Origin of the sequence: Paraburkholderia sp. J63, from assembly GCF_905220245.1 — a bacterium.
GTDB lineage: Bacteria > Pseudomonadota > Gammaproteobacteria > Burkholderiales > Burkholderiaceae > Paraburkholderia.
On the sequence record NZ_CAJMZF010000004.1, the window covers coordinates 156,301 to 172,181 of the forward strand.

13 protein-coding genes and 2 pseudogenes are annotated in these 15,881 nt (G+C 70.5%); 6 read left to right on the forward strand and 9 right to left on the reverse strand.

Annotation, left to right across the window (positions count from 1 at the left end):
- Positions 1 to 14: 14 nt before the first annotated feature.
- The 3 genes from U5775_RS06635 to U5775_RS06645 all read right to left on the reverse strand — a co-directional run bounded on the left by U5775_RS06635 (position 15) and on the right by U5775_RS06645 (position 3,315).
- Positions 15 to 1,127 (reverse strand): acyl-CoA dehydrogenase family protein, encoded by a 1,113-nt coding sequence (locus U5775_RS06635; RefSeq protein WP_322057332.1) that lies wholly within the window; start codon positions 1,125 to 1,127, stop codon positions 15 to 17.
- On the reverse strand, positions 1,124 to 2,686 hold the full coding sequence (locus U5775_RS06640; protein ID WP_322057333.1) for an FAD-dependent oxidoreductase: 1,563 nt from the start codon (positions 2,684 to 2,686) through the stop codon (positions 1,124 to 1,126). The genes U5775_RS06635 and U5775_RS06640 overlap by 4 nt, the downstream gene beginning before the upstream one ends.
- Before the next feature lie 122 nt (positions 2,687 to 2,808).
- On the reverse strand, positions 2,809 to 3,315 hold the full coding sequence (locus tag U5775_RS06645) for a PRC-barrel domain-containing protein (protein ID WP_322057334.1): 507 nt from the start codon (positions 3,313 to 3,315) through the stop codon (positions 2,809 to 2,811).
- A 185-nt stretch (positions 3,316 to 3,500) separates the two neighbouring features.
- Here U5775_RS06645 and U5775_RS06650 point away from each other — a divergent pair, with 185 nt between their 5' ends.
- Positions 3,501 to 3,986 carry a GNAT family N-acetyltransferase gene (locus U5775_RS06650; protein ID WP_322057335.1) on the forward strand — a complete coding sequence of 162 codons (486 nt, stop codon included), beginning with the start codon at positions 3,501 to 3,503 and terminating at the stop codon, positions 3,984 to 3,986.
- Between the two features lie 328 nt (positions 3,987 to 4,314).
- Here the strand turns inward: U5775_RS06650 and U5775_RS06655 are convergent, their stop codons facing one another.
- Positions 4,315 to 4,956 (reverse strand): UdgX family uracil-DNA binding protein, encoded by a 642-nt coding sequence (locus U5775_RS06655; RefSeq protein ID WP_322057336.1) that lies wholly within the window; start codon positions 4,954 to 4,956, stop codon positions 4,315 to 4,317.
- A 159-nt stretch (positions 4,957 to 5,115) separates the two neighbouring features.
- Between U5775_RS06655 and U5775_RS06660 the strand changes: the two genes are divergently transcribed.
- The 3 genes from U5775_RS06660 (at position 5,116) to U5775_RS06670 (ending at position 7,491) form a co-directional block, all read left to right on the forward strand.
- Positions 5,116 to 5,391: a hypothetical protein gene (locus U5775_RS06660; protein ID WP_322057337.1), complete on the forward strand. Its 276-nt coding sequence runs from the start codon at positions 5,116 to 5,118 to the stop codon at positions 5,389 to 5,391.
- A gap of 61 nt (positions 5,392 to 5,452) precedes the next feature.
- Positions 5,453 to 6,499 carry a flavodoxin family protein gene (locus U5775_RS06665; RefSeq protein WP_322057456.1) on the forward strand — a complete coding sequence of 349 codons (1,047 nt, stop codon included), beginning with the start codon at positions 5,453 to 5,455 and terminating at the stop codon, positions 6,497 to 6,499.
- A 161-nt stretch (positions 6,500 to 6,660) separates the two neighbouring features.
- Positions 6,661 to 7,491: a PIG-L deacetylase family protein gene (locus tag U5775_RS06670; RefSeq protein WP_322057338.1), complete on the forward strand. Its 831-nt coding sequence runs from the start codon at positions 6,661 to 6,663 to the stop codon at positions 7,489 to 7,491.
- Here the strand turns inward: U5775_RS06670 and U5775_RS06675 are convergent.
- Complete coding sequence (locus U5775_RS06675) at positions 7,477 to 8,427, reverse strand: glycosyltransferase family 2 protein (protein WP_322057339.1); 951 nt, start codon at positions 8,425 to 8,427, stop codon at positions 7,477 to 7,479. The two genes, U5775_RS06670 and U5775_RS06675, sit on opposite strands and share 15 nt — an antisense overlap.
- A gap of 218 nt (positions 8,428 to 8,645) precedes the next feature.
- Between U5775_RS06675 and U5775_RS06680 the strand changes: the two genes are divergently transcribed.
- Positions 8,646 to 9,632, forward strand: a complete 987-nt coding sequence (locus U5775_RS06680) for an NADP-dependent oxidoreductase (RefSeq protein ID WP_322057340.1) — start codon at positions 8,646 to 8,648, stop codon at positions 9,630 to 9,632.
- Positions 9,633 to 9,705: 73 nt separating this feature from the next.
- Here U5775_RS06680 and U5775_RS06685 read toward each other — a convergent pair.
- The 4 genes and pseudogenes from U5775_RS06685 to U5775_RS06705 all read right to left on the reverse strand — a co-directional run.
- Positions 9,706 to 10,228 (reverse strand): annotated as a pseudogene (locus U5775_RS06685) (GDP-mannose 4,6-dehydratase); the annotation flags it as partial.
- Between the two features lie 119 nt (positions 10,229 to 10,347).
- A pseudogene (locus U5775_RS06690) lies at positions 10,348 to 10,557 on the reverse strand (glycosyltransferase family 9 protein); the annotation flags it as partial.
- Between the two features lie 274 nt (positions 10,558 to 10,831).
- Positions 10,832 to 11,524 (reverse strand): HAD family hydrolase, encoded by a 693-nt coding sequence (locus U5775_RS06700; protein ID WP_322057341.1) that lies wholly within the window; start codon positions 11,522 to 11,524, stop codon positions 10,832 to 10,834.
- 34 nt (positions 11,525 to 11,558) lie between these two features.
- A complete protein-coding gene (locus U5775_RS06705) occupies positions 11,559 to 12,905 on the reverse strand; it encodes a glycosyltransferase (RefSeq protein WP_322057342.1) in 1,347 nt (448 codons plus the stop codon).
- 340 nt (positions 12,906 to 13,245) lie between these two features.
- Here U5775_RS06705 and U5775_RS06710 point away from each other — a divergent pair, with 340 nt between their 5' ends.
- A complete protein-coding gene (locus U5775_RS06710; protein WP_322057343.1) occupies positions 13,246 to 15,861 on the forward strand; it encodes an ATP-binding cassette domain-containing protein in 2,616 nt (871 codons plus the stop codon).
- Positions 15,862 to 15,881: the final 20 nt, after the last annotated feature.

Below are 15,881 nucleotides of genomic sequence, written 5' to 3' on the forward strand. Positions count from 1 at the left end.
CAGGCGAGTCGGTTTCAAAGCCGCCAGTCTTCGTTCGCCGATACCACCGCCGCCGCTAGCGCGGCCAGGTCGGCTTCGGCATGACTCTGCCGCACGAACACGGGCAAGTCGGCGGCCATGCGCGCGAACCAGCGGTCGCGGCATAGCGGCGCCGCGCCCAGCCCGCGCGCGCAGGCCCGCACGGTGATGTCGACGGCGCTTTCCACCGCCGCGCGCGTGCGCATCGCGAGCAGGGCGGCGTGGGCGTGCGGCGCGGCGTCGATGGCGCGGGCGGACTCGCGCAGCAGGGCGCGCGAAGCGGCCAGCGCGGCGTCGGCGGCGCCCAGGTGAGCGCGCAGATGCGCATCGTCGCGCCGTTGCGCGGTATCGCGCAGGCGCGCGGCGAGCGCGGCCGCCGCGCCATGCCAGCAGGCCGCAATGCCGGCGCCGCCATGCCAGAAGCCGTCGCGCTGCACATAGGCCCCGCACTCGCCGATCAGCGTCGCGCGCGCATCGGCCAGATCGACTTCGACACTCTGCGTGGCCTCCATGCCGACCGCTTCCCAACCGCGCGCGCTGACCGTGACGCCGGGCTGGTCCATCGGCAGCGCGGCGAGCCAGTCGCCGCCATCGGCATCCACGCAGGTCACGAGCGCATGCGTGACGAAGGGCGCGCCGGAGCACCACGCCTTGGTGCCGCTCAGCGTTACGTCGTTGCCCGCGCGCGCGGCGAAGCGGACTTCGTTGCGCGGCGAGCGCGCGGCCCAGACGGCCCAGATCGCCTCGTCGCCCGTCGTCGTTATTGCTGCTGCCGTGGCGTCGAGCGGCGCATCGCTCGCGGTTCGCGCGCGCGGGCACAACTCGGCCTGGATCGCGAGCGCATCGGCATGGGCTTCGTAGATTTTCGCCAGCGAAAGATCGCGTCCCGCGAGCGCGGCCAGAAACTGCCAGCGCGCGAGCGTGTGCCCCGCGCCGGGCAGCGGCGGCGAAGGGCACGCGGCCACGAGCCGCCGCGTCGCGTCAGGAAGCGATCCGGCATCGAGCGGCAAGCGCAGGTCTGGCAGGAGCGCGTCGAGATCCTGCGGCGCGGGCTCATGCCGCGTCGGGCTTTTGGGCATCAGTCGCGCGAGCGGTGAAAAACGGTTCATCGCGTCCCCAGCACGGTCTGCGCAAGCTCGGTCGCGATCGGCTCGCGCATCTGCTCGATCAACTGCGCCGTCTCGCGCTCATAGCCGCAGGCGAGCACGGCCTGCACGCGGCCGAGGCGCGAGTAGATGGCGCAGAAGCGCTCGTCGGCAAGGCCGCCCGAGAGGGCGATCTCGTCCCATTGCGCGGCGTGGCCAAGATAGTCGATGCGCTTGTCGTAGTGCGCGGTCCAGAAGTAGGGCACGCCCGCATAGCGCGCGTCGTGGCCCAGCATGTTCAGCGCGGCCACGCGCGCATGCTGCTGGGCGACACGCCAATGCTCGATGCGCACGCTGCGCGGCAGGCCCGTGCCCTCGCAGAGTATGAAGCGCGCGATGTCGCCCGCGGCGTAGATGCCGGGCGCGGCGCGCATCGAGGCGTCCACGTTCACGCCGCCGTCCGCGCCGAGCGCGAGCCCTGCGACGAACCGCGTGGCCGGCCGCACGCCCACGCCCACGATCACGGCCTGCGCGCGCAGCGTCGACCCGTTATCGAGCTGCACGGCCTGCACGTCGGACTCGCCCTCGAAGCGCACGGCATTGCCGCGATGGAACGCCACGCCATGCGCCTCGTGCCAGTCGCGAAACAGCAGGCCCACGCGCGCGCCCAGCGCCGCGCCCAGCGGCACGCCGGTCCGCGTGACGATGCTCACGTGGACGTCGCGCTTGCGCAGCGCCGAAGCCGTTTCGAGCGAGATGAAGCTGTCGCCGATCATGACGGCGTGCTCGCCGGGCGCGAGCGCATCGAGGATCGCGCTCGCGTCGCGCAGCGTGCGCAGGGTGAAAACGCGGCCGAGGTCCGCGCCGGGAATGTCGAGGCGTTGCGGCGCCGATCCGCTCGCGATCAGAATCGCGTCGAACGAGGCTTCGCGGCCATCCGCGAGCGCGATGCGGCGCAGCCGCGTATCGACTTTCGCGACCGCCACGTGCTCGATTTGCAGCCGCGGATCGCGCGCGCAGGACTCGGGCAGCAGGCGTGGCACTTCGCTCGCCGCCATCTCGCCGGCGGGCACGAATTTGCTCAGACAGGTGCGATCGTAAGGTGCTTCGGGTTCCTGAGCATAGAGGTGAAGCTCGCCGCCGAAGCCGTTTTCGAGCAGCGTCGCGGCGGCCGCCGCTCCCGCCGCGCCGCCGCCGACGATGGCGAAGCGGCGCGAGGCCTCGCGCTCGCCGGTGCCAGGCGTGGGCACCGGCGCGTGCAAATCGACATAGACGTCCTCGCCTTCGATCTTGACGGGAAACGTGCGCACGCCTTCGAGCGCGGGCGGTTCGAGCACCGCACCGCTTTCGAGGGCGAAGACCGACTTGTGCCATGGGCAGACCACGCGGCCATGACAGAGCGCACCCTGATCGAGCGGCGCGCCGGCATGCGGGCAATCGGCGGCGAACGCGTAGACGCGCTCGCCGCAACGCGCGAGGACGATAGCGTTGCCCTGCGCGCCGGCGTTTCCGACATTGTCGACGCGCAGCATCCCCGTTGCGGGCAACGCCGCGAGCCTGGCCGCCTGGGTCCATTGAGTCATGAGAGGCTCCTGAGCCGCGCGCGTCGCGCGCCTTGCCTGCCCCTCAGCAAGCTGCGTGCCGGGCGCATGAAGCGCCCGGAAGCCTCGAACGCCTCGTACACCTGAAAGGCCCGCCGCCCGGATTACAGCTCGCGGTCGCCAGGATCGACCGGATTCGACGGCATGGGCGGCAGGTCGTCTTCGCCGCGCCTTGCCATCAGGCCGCTTTCCCAGTACCCCGGCGTGCCGTAGTACTGGTGCACCGCCGTGCCCCATTGCAGATCGGCCATGGCGGGCCACTGGTCCTTGTCGAAACCCGGCGCGTCCTTGACCCGCTCGGCGGTCACGTTGAGCACGAAGCACTTGCGGCTCGTGTCGAGCGTGAGCGCGGCCCAGGGCAGCGCGAGCAGCTTGTCGCCGATGCCGAGAAACCCGCCGCTCGACATCACGGCGTAGACGACGCGGCCGCTTTCCACTTCCAGCATGATCTCCTTGATCTTGCCGACTTCTTCGTTATCCGAACTGTAGACGCGGTCTCCATCCAGCGTGCTCGCTGCCATGACATAGGGGCCGGGGCCGGCCGCGGTTTCGCTGCCTTTGCCGACGATGCGTGCGCCGCCGGTTTGCGGGGAATCGGGAATCATGGCCATGATGTGCTCCTCAAGTGGGCAATGGGTGGACGCCAGGGCGTCCGGGTTGGCTGCCCCCCAATGGATTGGCGAGGGCGCCGGATGCTGCATACGGGTTTCAGCAACGCGCGAGCCTGACCCGGCGAAACGACGGCACCGTCCTTGCTTAGGCGTTCAGTAACGACATGAGGGGGAGGGCATCGGCAATGAGCGACCTGTCACTTGTTGCAGTGGTGCGGGAAGAAAATCCCTGCACGCTGGACGCGCGCGTGATGCTCGACGAATTGAGCGCCACGCTCGCGCTCTATAGCGCGGATGGCGCGCAATCGCGGTTCTGCGTCGAGGACGTGCAGCGCTCGCGCAGCGCATTCGCCGTCGCGCGCGCGGCCGATGGCTACGCGATCGGCTGCGGCGCGTTGCGGCGCTACTCGTTCGAGGTCGGCGAGTTCAAGCGCATCTACCGGCGTCCCGAATGGCCGGGGGCCGGTACGGCGATCCTGCGATTTCTCGAAGGCGTGGCGGCGTCGATGGGCTACCGCCGGGTCATCCTGGAGACGCGCGAAGCGAACCGCCGCGCCACGGCTTTTTATCGTCGGCATGGCTACGAGACGGTCGAGCCGTTCGGCGAATACCTCGGCATGGAGGGCATCTGCTGCCTCGGCAAGGTGCTAGCGCCAACTTCGCACGACTGAGTCGGCCGCGCGGATCAGTTCAGGCGCGAGCTCAAGCGCGCCTGCAGCGTTTGCGCCCGCATTGCCGCGAGCCTCAACGCGGGCGCGCCCTGCGCAGGCGAGCGCAGCTCGCACTGCACGCCTGCGCTCGCGCCGCCCCTCGCTCATTCCGCCGACGTGCGCGGCGGGGATCGGGCAGGCGGGGAGTCAGGGTGATGCGGTTCGCCTGCGCGTCGGGGGCGCCCGCTGGCGCCCCCATTTCATGGCTTACGCGTAGGTCTTGCAAGGACCGGGCGAGCTTTTTTCCGGCGAGGTTTCGCGTAGTGCCTGATAGAGCCGCGTCGCCACACTAACCGCGCGCCATCAGCGCATGCGCCCGGCGCAGGGCGTCCACCATCTGCTCGCGGGCGCGCGCCCTGGCCTCGGCCTGCGGCGCGCGCAGCACGTAGGAAGGGTGCCAGGTGGCGATCACGGCAACGCCGCCGATCTGCGTCGTTTGCTCCATGTGCGTATTGAGCCGCGCGTGCGGATCGTGCAGCACCGCCCGCAGCGCGGTGGCCCCGAGCGCGACCACCACCTTCGGCTTGACGCGCGCGAGCTCGCGTTCGAGCCAGTACGCGCAGGCCTCCACTTCGCGTTGCCCCGGCGTCTTGTGCATGCGGCGCTTGCCGCGCAGCTCCCATTTGAAATGCTTGACCGCATTGGTCACGTAGACCGTTTCGCGCTTCACGCCCGCCGTTTCGAGCACGGCGTCGAGCAATTGGCCCGCGGGGCCGACGAAGGGGAGGCCGGCCTGATCTTCCTTGTCGCCGGGCTGCTCGCCAACGAGCATCAGCCTGGCCGGCGCTCTGCCCGCCCCGGGGACGGCCTGGGTGGCGTGGCGCCAGAGCGCGCAGCGCCGGCACTCGGCGAGCGAGGCGGGTTGCTGGTGCGGATCGACGTCGTCGGCGCCTGATGAAGAGGGGTGCGACGGCGGCGTGGACTTCGTCATCGGGAGGACTCCATATCGATTCGGCAAGCGGATTCGGCAAGCATTACCGATACGCGGTACGCAATGCCCGTACCGCGCGCCGGGAACAATCGATGCATGAAGGGCAGGAGCAGCATGAAAAAAATAAGCGACGAATGAACAAAGAGTGAAGGAAGCCCCATGCGCATTGTGATCGAGGACGGCGTGAGCGGCTACATCGTGGACGGGCTCGACGACGCCGTGCGCGCGGTTGGCCGCCTGCCCGCGCTCGCTCGCGCCCGCTGCCGCGCCGAGTTCGAGCGACGCTTCACCGCCGCGCGCATGACCGACGATTATCTGCGCGCCTACGCGGCCTTGCTGGAGCGCCGCGCCGCTGCGCCACGGGCGGGTGTTCCCGCTTGCGCGCCGGCGCGCCCGGCTCAGCGAAACAGCCAGGCCGCCGCGCGGAGTCGATAAGGAGAACCAGGTGGATCAAAAGCCAGCAACCGTTCCCGTCCCGCGCGTGCGCAAGGGGCAAATGCAAGAGGGCCTCTCACGCGAAGCGTTTCGCGCGCGTTTCATGGCGCGCTTCTACGACCCGGCGTTTCGCGCCGAAGACGCGGCGCTCGAGCGTCTCGAAGCCATCGCGTGGCAGGCCTATAGCGAAGGGCGCAAGGCGCCGTTCACCGCGAAGGCGGGCGAGGGCTATGCCGACCCCGACTACGCGCTGTCGACGCAATGGCGCGAGACGCGCGAGCGTATCGACGCCGCGCAGCGGCGGCAGCGCGAGCGGGGCACGCCGTCGCGCGTGCTCGTGGTCAACGCTTCAGCGCGCAATGACTATACGTGTCCCGGCGAAATGTCGAAGAGCTTCCGGCTCGCCGGAATCTGCGAGCGCGAGCTGACGCAGGCCCGCATCGAAGTCGATCTGCTCGATCTTTCGCGGCTGAGCGCCGAGCCCGATCTGCACATCCATCCTTGCAAGGGCTGCGTCTCCACGGCCATGCCGCTCTGTCACTGGCCGTGCAGTTGCTATCCGAATCATTCGCTCAACCAGGTCAACGACTGGATGGCGGAAATCTACGAGCGCTTTGCCGCGTGCCATGGGGCGATCTTCGTGACGCCGGTCTACTGGTACCAGGTCACGAGCCCGCTCAAGCTCATGATGGACCGCCTCGTCTGCGCGGACGGCGGCAATCCCGATCCTTCGTCCACGCACGGCAAGCGCGCTGAGGAAGCGAAGCGGCTCGAACTGGCGGGCTGGGACTATCCGAAGCATCTCGCGGGGCGCACCTATGGCATGGTCGTGCACGGCGACGTCGCCGGCATCGAGGCTACGCGCCGGGCGCTCGCGGACTGGCTCGACTGGATGGGCTGGATCGACGCGGGGGCTTCGGCGCGCATCGACCGCATGGTGGGCTACTACGAGCCCTATGCGACGTCGCACGACACGCTCGACGGCGACGCGCGGCTGCGCGAGGAGGTGGCCAACGTCGCGCGCGCCGTGGCGAAAGCGGTGGCCGCGCTGCGCGCGGGCAAGCTCCATCGCGCCGACGAAGGCATCGAGCCGCCGCGCGCGAAGTGAGCGAGCGGGCATTCACGCGGGCGCGGAAAAACAGCGTTGTAGAAGCTACGCGTAAGCCATGAAGCCATGCGGGGCGGCGGTTTTTCCCGGTGATCCTCACACGGGTTTCGGGCGTAGCGCTTGCGAGCGACGAGTGTCGCCTCGCTCGCGGAGAAGAAGTCATGTCCCACCCGCTGCCCGCCTCTGCCAACACCTTACCTGCCACGCAGGACGAGGCCTTGCCCGCGCCGCGCCATGGCCCGCGCCTCTTCGTGGTCTCGCCGCATCTCGACGATGCCGTGCTCGGCTGCGGCAGCCTGCTCGCGATGTTCGGGGGCTCGGTGGTCTGCACCGTGTTCACGGGGGAGCCGACCGTGGCGCGGCGAACGCCGTGGGACGAGGCCAGCGGCTTTCGCGATTCGCATGAGGCCATGCGAGCGCGCTGCCGCGAAGACGAGCGCGCGCTCGCGTGGTGCGGCGCCACGCCCCTCCATCTGGGGTTTCTCGATGCGCAGTACGAGGCGTCGCCACGGCCCGAAGCCATCGCCGAGGCGCTGGCCGACGCGCTCGCGCGCATGGGCCATTGCTTGCCCGTGTTCCCGCTCGGGCTCTGGCATGCCGATCATGAGCGCGTCGGCGCCGCGTGCAGGCTGTTGCTGCGCACGCGGCGCGTCAATGGCTCGGGCGGCTGCATCGCTTACGAGGACGCCATCTATCGCGCGCTGCCCGGCGTGCTGGACGCGGGGCTCGCGCGGCTCGAAGCGGAGCAGCTCCATGCGAGCCCATGGCGACCGCCGGGGCCGCGCGCAAGGCTTTCGCGGCAGGTCGCGGCGATCAAGCGGCGCGCCGTGGAGGCTTACCCGAGCCAGTTGCGCGCGCTCGGCCCGTTCCCGTCCGACGTGGCGCGCGCGGAGCGTTACTGGCGCATCGAGCCTCGCGTGGCGGCTGATTCCGCGGAGGATTTTGCGGCTGGTTCTTCCGCGGCCGGCAAGCGGACCTCAATGCGAACGTGAAGTTTGCGCGCGCGTCTCGTCCGCGTCTGCCGCTTCGTCCGTGCGCCAGTGCGTATGCACACGTTCGGCCTTGCAGACCGCCTCGCGCATGCGCAGCACGCGCGGCGCGACGGGGCGCCGCCGCTGCGCGGCCCAGCCGATGCCGCTCAACAGCGCGCGCAGATCCTCGGCCGTGCGCGCCTCCTTGCACGCGCTCCACAACGCGCGCCCCGTCGCGGCGATGGCTTCGTGGCGCGGCAGCCGCAGCCAGGCGACGAGCGCAGCATTGCGCGCGAGCAGGCGCCGGCGCAGCGCGCTGTCGCGCAACAGCGAGGGGCGATGATGGACTTCGAGCGAGGGCGCATAGGCGATGTCGTAGCCGGCCTGCAGCACGTCGAGCGCGAGCAGCGCCTCCTCTGCGCCGATGAACAGGCGCGGCTCGTAGCCGCCCAGTTCGCAAAAGATGGCAGTGCGAAACACCGCCGCGCCCGCCATGAAGCCGGTCAGGCGGCGCAGCGGATAATCGGCGCCTTCGAGCGGGCTCGCGGCCATGCGCTCGCAGGTGGGGTCGAGCGTGCGCGCCTCGCCCACCGTCACGCGCGCCGAAAGCACGCCGATGCGCGGATACCGTTCGAGCAGTTCGACCGCGCGTGCGAGCGAGCCCGGCTGCCAGTCGGTGTCGTCGTCGCTGAACGCCACGTAGCTCGTGCCCACCTGCGCCGCGCCCTGGTTGCGCGCGGCGGCGCCCACGTTGGCCTCGCTGCGCAGCACGCGCAGGCCGGGGTAGGCATGCGCGAGCAGTTGCGGCGTGCCGTCGGTCGAGCCGTTGTCGACCACGACGATCTCGGGCCGCTCGGGCATGCGCAGCAGCGAAGCCACCGTTCGCATGGCCTCCGCGCGCCGGTTGCGGGTGAGCACCACCACGCTGATCAGGGGATTCAGAAAACTGTGCCGCACCCTCGCCTCCCTCCGTCGATTTCAGGGCGCGTGCCGGTTTTCACGGTGTGTTCGATCCCCACGCGCCGCCGTGTGCCGATCGGGCTGCGCAACGCGCATGCCTGTTCCCGATTCGCCGCGCGAGCACGCGCAACGGCCCGCAGGCGTGGCATTTGCGGAAAACCCGTTCAGGATGCGCGCACGTCGCGCGCTCGCAAGACTGCCTGAAGGAGCCGCAAATGGAACAGGTGGGACAGTTGGAACAAGCGTTACCCGAGACGATGCGCGCGTGGCGCGCGACCCGCTTTGGCGGTGTCGACGACGCGCTGAGCTGCGAGAGCACCCCCATCCCGCTGCTGTACGGCGACGAGGTGCTGGTCGAAGTGCAGGCCGCCGCGCTCAACCCCGTCGATCTGAAGACGCTGCAGGGTCGCTATCCGGCCGTTGCGCAGCACGATTTGCCGTTCACGCTGGGACGCGACGTCGCCGGCGTCATCGTGCAGGGCTCGCAGCGCGCGGCGGGGTGGGAACCCGGCACGCGCGTCTGCGCATTCGTGGGCCAGGGCCCCGGCGCGCTGGCCGATTACGTGGCCGTCTCCGCCAGCGCGCTCGCGAATGCGCCGCGCGCGGGCACCGTCGACATGGCGGCGGCCATTCCGCTCGCCGCGCTCACGGCGTGGCAGGGGCTGTTCGACTACGGCAAGCTCGAGCGCGGCGAGCGCGTGCTGATCCACGGCGCGAGCGGCGGGGTCGGGCGCTTCGCGGTGCAGTTCGCGCGCCACTGCGGCGCGCACGCGATCGTCACGGCTTCGGCGTCCACGCACGATGCGCTGCGCGCGCTGGGCGCGGCCGAGACGATCGACTACCGCCAGGAAGACTTCGAGGACAAGACCGGCGAGATCGACCTCGTCTTCGATCTCGTGGGCGGCGCGGTGCAGGCGCGCTCGTGGAACGTCCTCAAGCACGGCGGCATGCTGGTCTCGACGCTCGACGAGCCCTCGCAGACGGAGGCCGCCGCGCACGGCGTGAGCGCCACGCGCTACACCGCGCGGCCCGATGGCGCGCAGCTCGAACATATCGTCGCGCTCGTCGATCAGGGCGCGGTGAAGGTGGAGGTGGTCGAGCGCTACGATTTCGGCGCGATACACGAGGCTTTCGAGCGGCTGGAGCGCGGACATCCCCACGGCAAGCTCGTGGCGATGCTCGAACGGCACGAGCCGGTTTGAAGAGCGCGGCGGCCGCGCGGGCCGCGCAGGCGGACGGCCCCGCCCCACGCTCGCGCATGCTGTTCAAGACACCTCAAGCATGCGAAGCCGCCGCCACGCGCACTTCGGCCACGCTCGCCCTTTCGACCAGGCGGCGAAAATAAGCAATGGTCGCATTGAGCCCCGCATCGAGCGGCGTATGCGGCTCCCAGCCGAGCAGCGCGCGCGCCTGTTCGATCGACGGGCAGCGATGGCAAGGGTCGTCGAGCGGCAAGGGCTTGAACGCGATGGTCGAGCGCGATCACGCGCCGCGCCGTATCGAGCATCGAAATTTCATCAGGATTGCCAATATTCACCGGGCCATTCGGCCCCGTTTCGCATGCCATCAGCCGCATGAGTCCGTCGATGCCCTCGTCGTAGCACGCGCGCACGCCCACGGGATTCACGTGCCCCCAGTAGTCCTCCGTTTGCGGATGCCGGTGCGCGTCGCCATAAACCTCGCTCGTGGACGCCTGCAGGAGCGTCGCGCGCAGCCGCCTGGCGAGGCCCAGCATGTTGATCGCGCCATGCACGCTGGTCTTGGTGGTCTGCACCGGATCGTGTTGGTAGTGAATGGGTTCTCCTTGCGCTTTCGGCGCTTGGGCTCGCGGCCTGGCGTGGGGGCGCGCCCGTGTGGCTTGCGTGGGTCGTATCGCTGGTGTGGCTCGTTTGGCTCGTATCGTCGGGCCGCTCCAGTTGCGAACGCGATGGCCGCGACCTGCGCGCTCGCGACGCTGAGCGCGCACGGATGACCGTAGGGGCAGGTGGCGAACATGCAGGGCCGGCACGCGGGCCAGTCGGCGATCACGCGGTGGCGTTCGTGGTCGAGCGGCGCCCAGCGCCGCGTGTCGCTGCCCGAGGCCACCACCACGCTCGGTGTGCGCATCGCCGCCGCCACGTGCGAGACGGCGGGGTGGATCGAATGACTCGGGTGTGGCTCGGGTTGGCCGTGAGCGCGCCCGCGAGATCGATGATTCGTGCACGCGCCCGCGCTTGCGAGAAGCTCAGCACGTCTTGCGTCAGGGCGCGCAATGCGGGCGTGGTCATCAGCACGCCGCCGAGATGGTCGAGCCGCACGGCGAGGATGCGCTTGACCTCGCCGTTCCACGGCTCGCAGGCGGGACGCGCGCGCGGACTGCGCGCGTGCGCGTCGCGCGGCGCAATGGTGAATACGGTGCCGTTCATGGCTGATCCGCCGCTTGTTCCGCTTGTTCCAGTGGTGCCGATGGCACCGATGGGGCCGCTTGCCCCGCTCGCTCCAGCCGCGCGCCGCGCTCGTTGCGCGTCTCCAGCGCGTGCCGCTCGACGATGATGCGCGCCGCCTCGTGCAGGTTCGAGACGATCGCGTAGGGCAGCCGCGCGGGCGCGGTCTGCCATTCGGTCTCGTTGCCGCAGTCGGTGAGGATCGCGCGGCAGCCCGCGCGGTTGCCGGCCTCGATATCGTCGAGGATGTCGCCGACCATCCAGCTACGTTCGAGATCGATGCGGTAGTCGCGGCTCGCGCGCAGCAGGAGGCCGGGCTCGGGCTTGTGGCAATCGCATCGGCACGCATAGGGCGCGACGATGCCCTCGGGGTCGTGCGGGCACCAGTAGGCGGCGTCGAGCATCGCGCCGCACTCGGCGAACATGCGGCGCAAATGCGTCTCCACGCGCAGCAGCGCCGCGCGCGGGAAATACCCCAGCGCGACGCCGCGCTGGTTGCTCACGACGATCAGGCGCAGGCGCGTGCGCCCGAGCAGCGCGAGCGCTTCGGCCGCGCCCGGCGCGAAGCGCATGTCCTTCGGGTCGACGTTGTACGGGACGTTTTCGAGCAGCGGACCGTCCTTGTCGAGAAAGACCGCGGGACGCAGGGGATGACGTGAGCGATTTTGCATGGGCGCCTCTTTGAGCCGATGTCGGGACGGATGGCTAGCCGAACGCGCGCAGGGTCGCGGCGCGCGCGTAGGCGGCGGCCTGCTCGCGTTCGCGTTCGTGGTCGCGCGGCGGCTCGCCTTCGTGCGCGGCGGCCGGCGCGTGCCGGGCGCGCTGCGTGGGTTGCGCGAGCTGTGCGTACAGGTCTTCGAGCTGCAGGCCGATCTGCCGCCACGTGAAGTGCGCCTGCGCGCGGGCGCGGCCCGCTTCGCCCATCGCGCGCGCACGCGCGGGATCGGCATGCACGGCGAGCAGCCGCTCGGCGAGCGCGCCGGGGTCGCGCGGCGGCACGAGCCAGCCGGTCTCGCCGTGCCGCACCGTGTGGCGGATGCCGCCCACGTCCGCGCCGATCACGGGCGTCGCGCACGCCATCGCCTCCACCGGCGTGATGCCGAACGGCTCGTACCAGGGCGTGGTCACGAACACGTCGGCGGCGCTGTAGAAGTCGCGCAACTGCGCGCGCTCCCGGCGGCCCACGAAGCTCACGCGCTCCTCGATCCCGCAGCGGTGCGCAATGCCGCGCAGCCGCGCGATCTCGGGCGTGGCGATCTCGTTGGGCGTCTGCGCGTCGCCGCCCACCACGTAGAGCCGCGCACGCACGCCGTGGCGCGCTTCGAGCGCGGCCACGCCGCGCACGACGTTGTCGATGCCCTTGCGCTCGACGAGGCGCCCGAGCTGCAGCACGGCGAATGCGTCGCGCTGCCAGCCGAGGTGGCGCCGCGCGCGCTCGCGTTCGAGCGGCGCGAACTCGCCGGGATCGAACCCGCAGGCGACGATGGCGATGCGCGCCGGGTCCGCGTGATAGTGCGCGAGCAGATCGTCGCGGTCCGCCGGGCATTCGGCGACGATGCAGTCCGCGCGGCGCACGAGCTCGTCCTCGATCGCGAAGCGCTCGTCGGGGAAGCTGTCGTTGGCGCCCTGGTGCAGACGGCGCACGCGCCCGAGCGCATGGAACGTGATGACGAGCGGCACGCCGAGCGCGTCCTTGAGCGCGAGCGCCGCGAGCCCCGACATGAAGAAGTTCGCGTGGATGACGTCGTAGCGCTGCCGCTCGTGGCGGCAGAAGTCCACGAGGAACGCGCCGAACGCCGGCATGTGCGGGAGCAGCTGCTCCTTGGGCAATTGCATCGGCGGGCCGGCCGGCACATGAATGACCCGCACGCCGTCCATATGGGAAATGGGCGGCAGCAGCGCTCGGTCGCGCCGCGTGAACACGTCGACTTGATGGCCGGCGCGCTGCAACTGTCGCGCGACGTGCGCGACATAGATGTTCTGTCCGCCGGTATCGACGCCGCCTGCCACCGCGAGCGGCGAGGCATGTTCACTGACGAGTGCGATCTTCATGAGGGGTCCTCGCGAGAGAAGTCGGCAGCCGACGTGTCATCGACACGCGTCGCGAATGTTGCAGCGGGTGCAACACCCTACGCATGCGGCATGCCACTGGTTTCGACTGCGAAGCATCGGGAGCGGCTTTTTAGCCGCTTTTTGTAGCGCCGTCGCGAAGGCGTCGGCGCATCGCCACGATCCGACGAACCCGACCCGCGTTACGCGGCGTTGCGACTTTTACAAGCGCATGTAAGGGGCTCCGCACGCGCTTCGCAATCGATAGGGCGCCGCGCGCGGGACCGCCATGGGTCCGCCGCTTGCGTGACGGATCGCCCGACGCACGAGCTTGGGAGGAGGGATGAACCAGACGCCTGAGACGCCAGCGGGCCGGCGCGCCGTGCGTGCGCGTATCGTCCGCACGCTCGGCGCGGCGCTGTGGCGGCATCGGGGCGCGAGCGCGGGCGCGGCGGCCCTGATGATCGGCGCGCGGCTCGGCGCCGTTGCGGTGCCCGTCGCGCTCAAGCAGTTGATCGACCATCTCGGGCACGTGCGTTCGCTCGCGATGGTGCCGGTGCTGCTCGCGCTCGCCTATGCGCTGCTGCGCTTCGTGGCGGACGCGCTCGGCGAGGCGCGCGACGTCGCGTTCAGCATCGTCGTGCAGCGCGCGGTCGCCTCGCTGCGCGAGAGCACGTTCGCGCAACTGCATCGGCTCGGCGCGCGCTTTCATGCGCAGCGCGAAACGGGCGCCATCGTGCGCGACGTGCAAAAGGGCGCGGACGGTCTCGGCTTTCTGCTCGGCACCGCGCTGTTCTCGGTGCTGCCCACGCTCTTCGAAATCGCCGTGGTGGTCGCCATCGTCGCCACCCATTACGGTCGCGCTTTCGTGCTCGCGATCGCCGGTACTTTTGCCTGCTATGCGCTCTACACGGCAATCTTTACGCGCCGGCGCCTCGCGAACCAGCGCGCGCTCAGTGTGCTGCACGTGGGCCAGAGCGGCGTGGTGGCGGCGGGCATCGCGGCGGTCATGCTGGTCGCGGTCCAGCAGGTGGCCGCGGGCGCGATGACGATAGGCGACCTCGTGCTGGTCAACGCGTACATCATCCAGGTCTGCGCGCCGCTCAACACGCTTGGCTTCGTGTTTCGCGAGGCCAACGATGCGCTCGTCGACGTCGAACGACTGTTCGGTCTCCTGAGCGCGCGCGGCACGCCGGGCGAGGACGAGGACGTGCCCGGCGCGCGCCCGCTCGTGGTGAGCGAGGGCGAGCTCGGTTTTCATCATGTCGATTTCGGCTACGACGATGGCCGTCTCGTGCTGCACGATCTCGTGTTCACGGCGGCGCCGGGGCAGACCGTGGCCGTGGTGGGCGGCAGCGGCTCGGGAAAATCGACCTTGATCCGGCTGCTGTTCCGTTTTTACCGGCCCCAGCGCGGCACCATCACGCTCGACGGCCAGGACATCGCGAACGGCACGCTCGCGAGCCTCAATGCGGCTATCGGCATCGTGCCGCAGGACACGGTGCTGTTCAACGAGACGATTGCCTGGAACATCGCCTATGGCCGCCCCGATGCGACGCGCGCCGACGTCGTGCGCGCCGCGCGGGCCGCCCAGCTCGACGACCTGATCGAGCGCCTGCCCGACCACTACGAGACGCGCGTGGGCGAGCGCGGCGTGCGGCTTTCGGGCGGCGAGCGCCAGCGCATCGCGATCGCGCGCGCGATGCTCAAGAACCCGCGCGTGATGGTGTTCGACGAGGCGACCTCGGCGCTCGACACGCGCTCGGAGCGCGCGATCCAGGACGAGCTCAGGCGGCTCGCGCGCGGGCGCACGACGATCGTGGTCGCGCACCGGCTCTCGACCGTCGTCGATGCGGACGTGATCCTCGTGATGGAGCACGGGCGCATTGTCGAGCGCGGGCGGCACGAGGCGCTGCTCGCGCGCGACGGCGTCTACGCGAAGATGTGGGCGATGCAATGGCAGCAGGACGATCTCGAGCATGCGGAGCGCCGCCTCGTGGCCGCGCCGCTGGACGTGATGGCGCTGCTCGAGCGGGTGGCCGCGCGCGTGCGCGAAAGCGCGCCGCGCGCGGCGGTGCGGGTCGCGGGGCAGTCGGTGCAGGGGCTCTCGGTGATGGCTGTCGATGGCGATGCGCTTTATCAGGCGCTCGTGCTGCTTGCCGCGAATGAGGCGCGCGAGGCGGGCGCACGTGATGAACCTCGCGCACGCGACGCGCGTACTGGACGCAAGACGCACCATGCACGCGATGAACACAACCCACGCGACGGCGCCCACGCCCTGCAGCTCGACGCGCGCCGCCGCGACAACACCGTGCTGCTATGCGTGACGGGCGGCGCGCAGCCCGCGCCGCTCGACGACGACGCGCTCGCGCACCTCGAAGCGCTGTTGCGCGAGGCCGGCGCGAGCTTCACGCTCGATCCCGGCGACGGGCACGTGCGCTATGCCGTGGCCGTGCCGCTGCATGTGCTCGCGTCCGCAAGCTCACCCGCATCCGCCTCAGAACCGGTTCGCGCCGCGCAGCGCAGCGGCGAGCTTGCGGGCCTGCGCGTGGCCGTGCTCGACGACGAAGCGGAAACGCGCGACGCGCTCGAAGCGGCGCTCGCGCTGCACGGCGCCACGGTGGAGGTGGCCGCGGGCGGCGCGCGGTGGCTGGCCGCGTTACGCGAGCGGCCCCGCGCGGCATGGCCCGACGCCGTGCTCTGCGATCTCGACCTCGGCGCCGAGGACGGCACGCGCGTGATCGCCGCGCTGCGCGAGATCGAAGTGCAGGCGTGCGCCCCGGCGCGACGCATCCCCGCGATCGCGATGACGGGACGCGTGGCGCGCGAAGCCGAAACCGCTACCGAGCGCGGCTTGTTCGTGGTGCGGCTGGGCAAGCCCATCGCCGTGCCGGCGCTCGTCGCGACGCTTGCCCGCGCTACAGGCAGGACAGGCGGGACGAGAGAAAGGACAGCGTAAGGACTGGCCGCAGCGCTTCC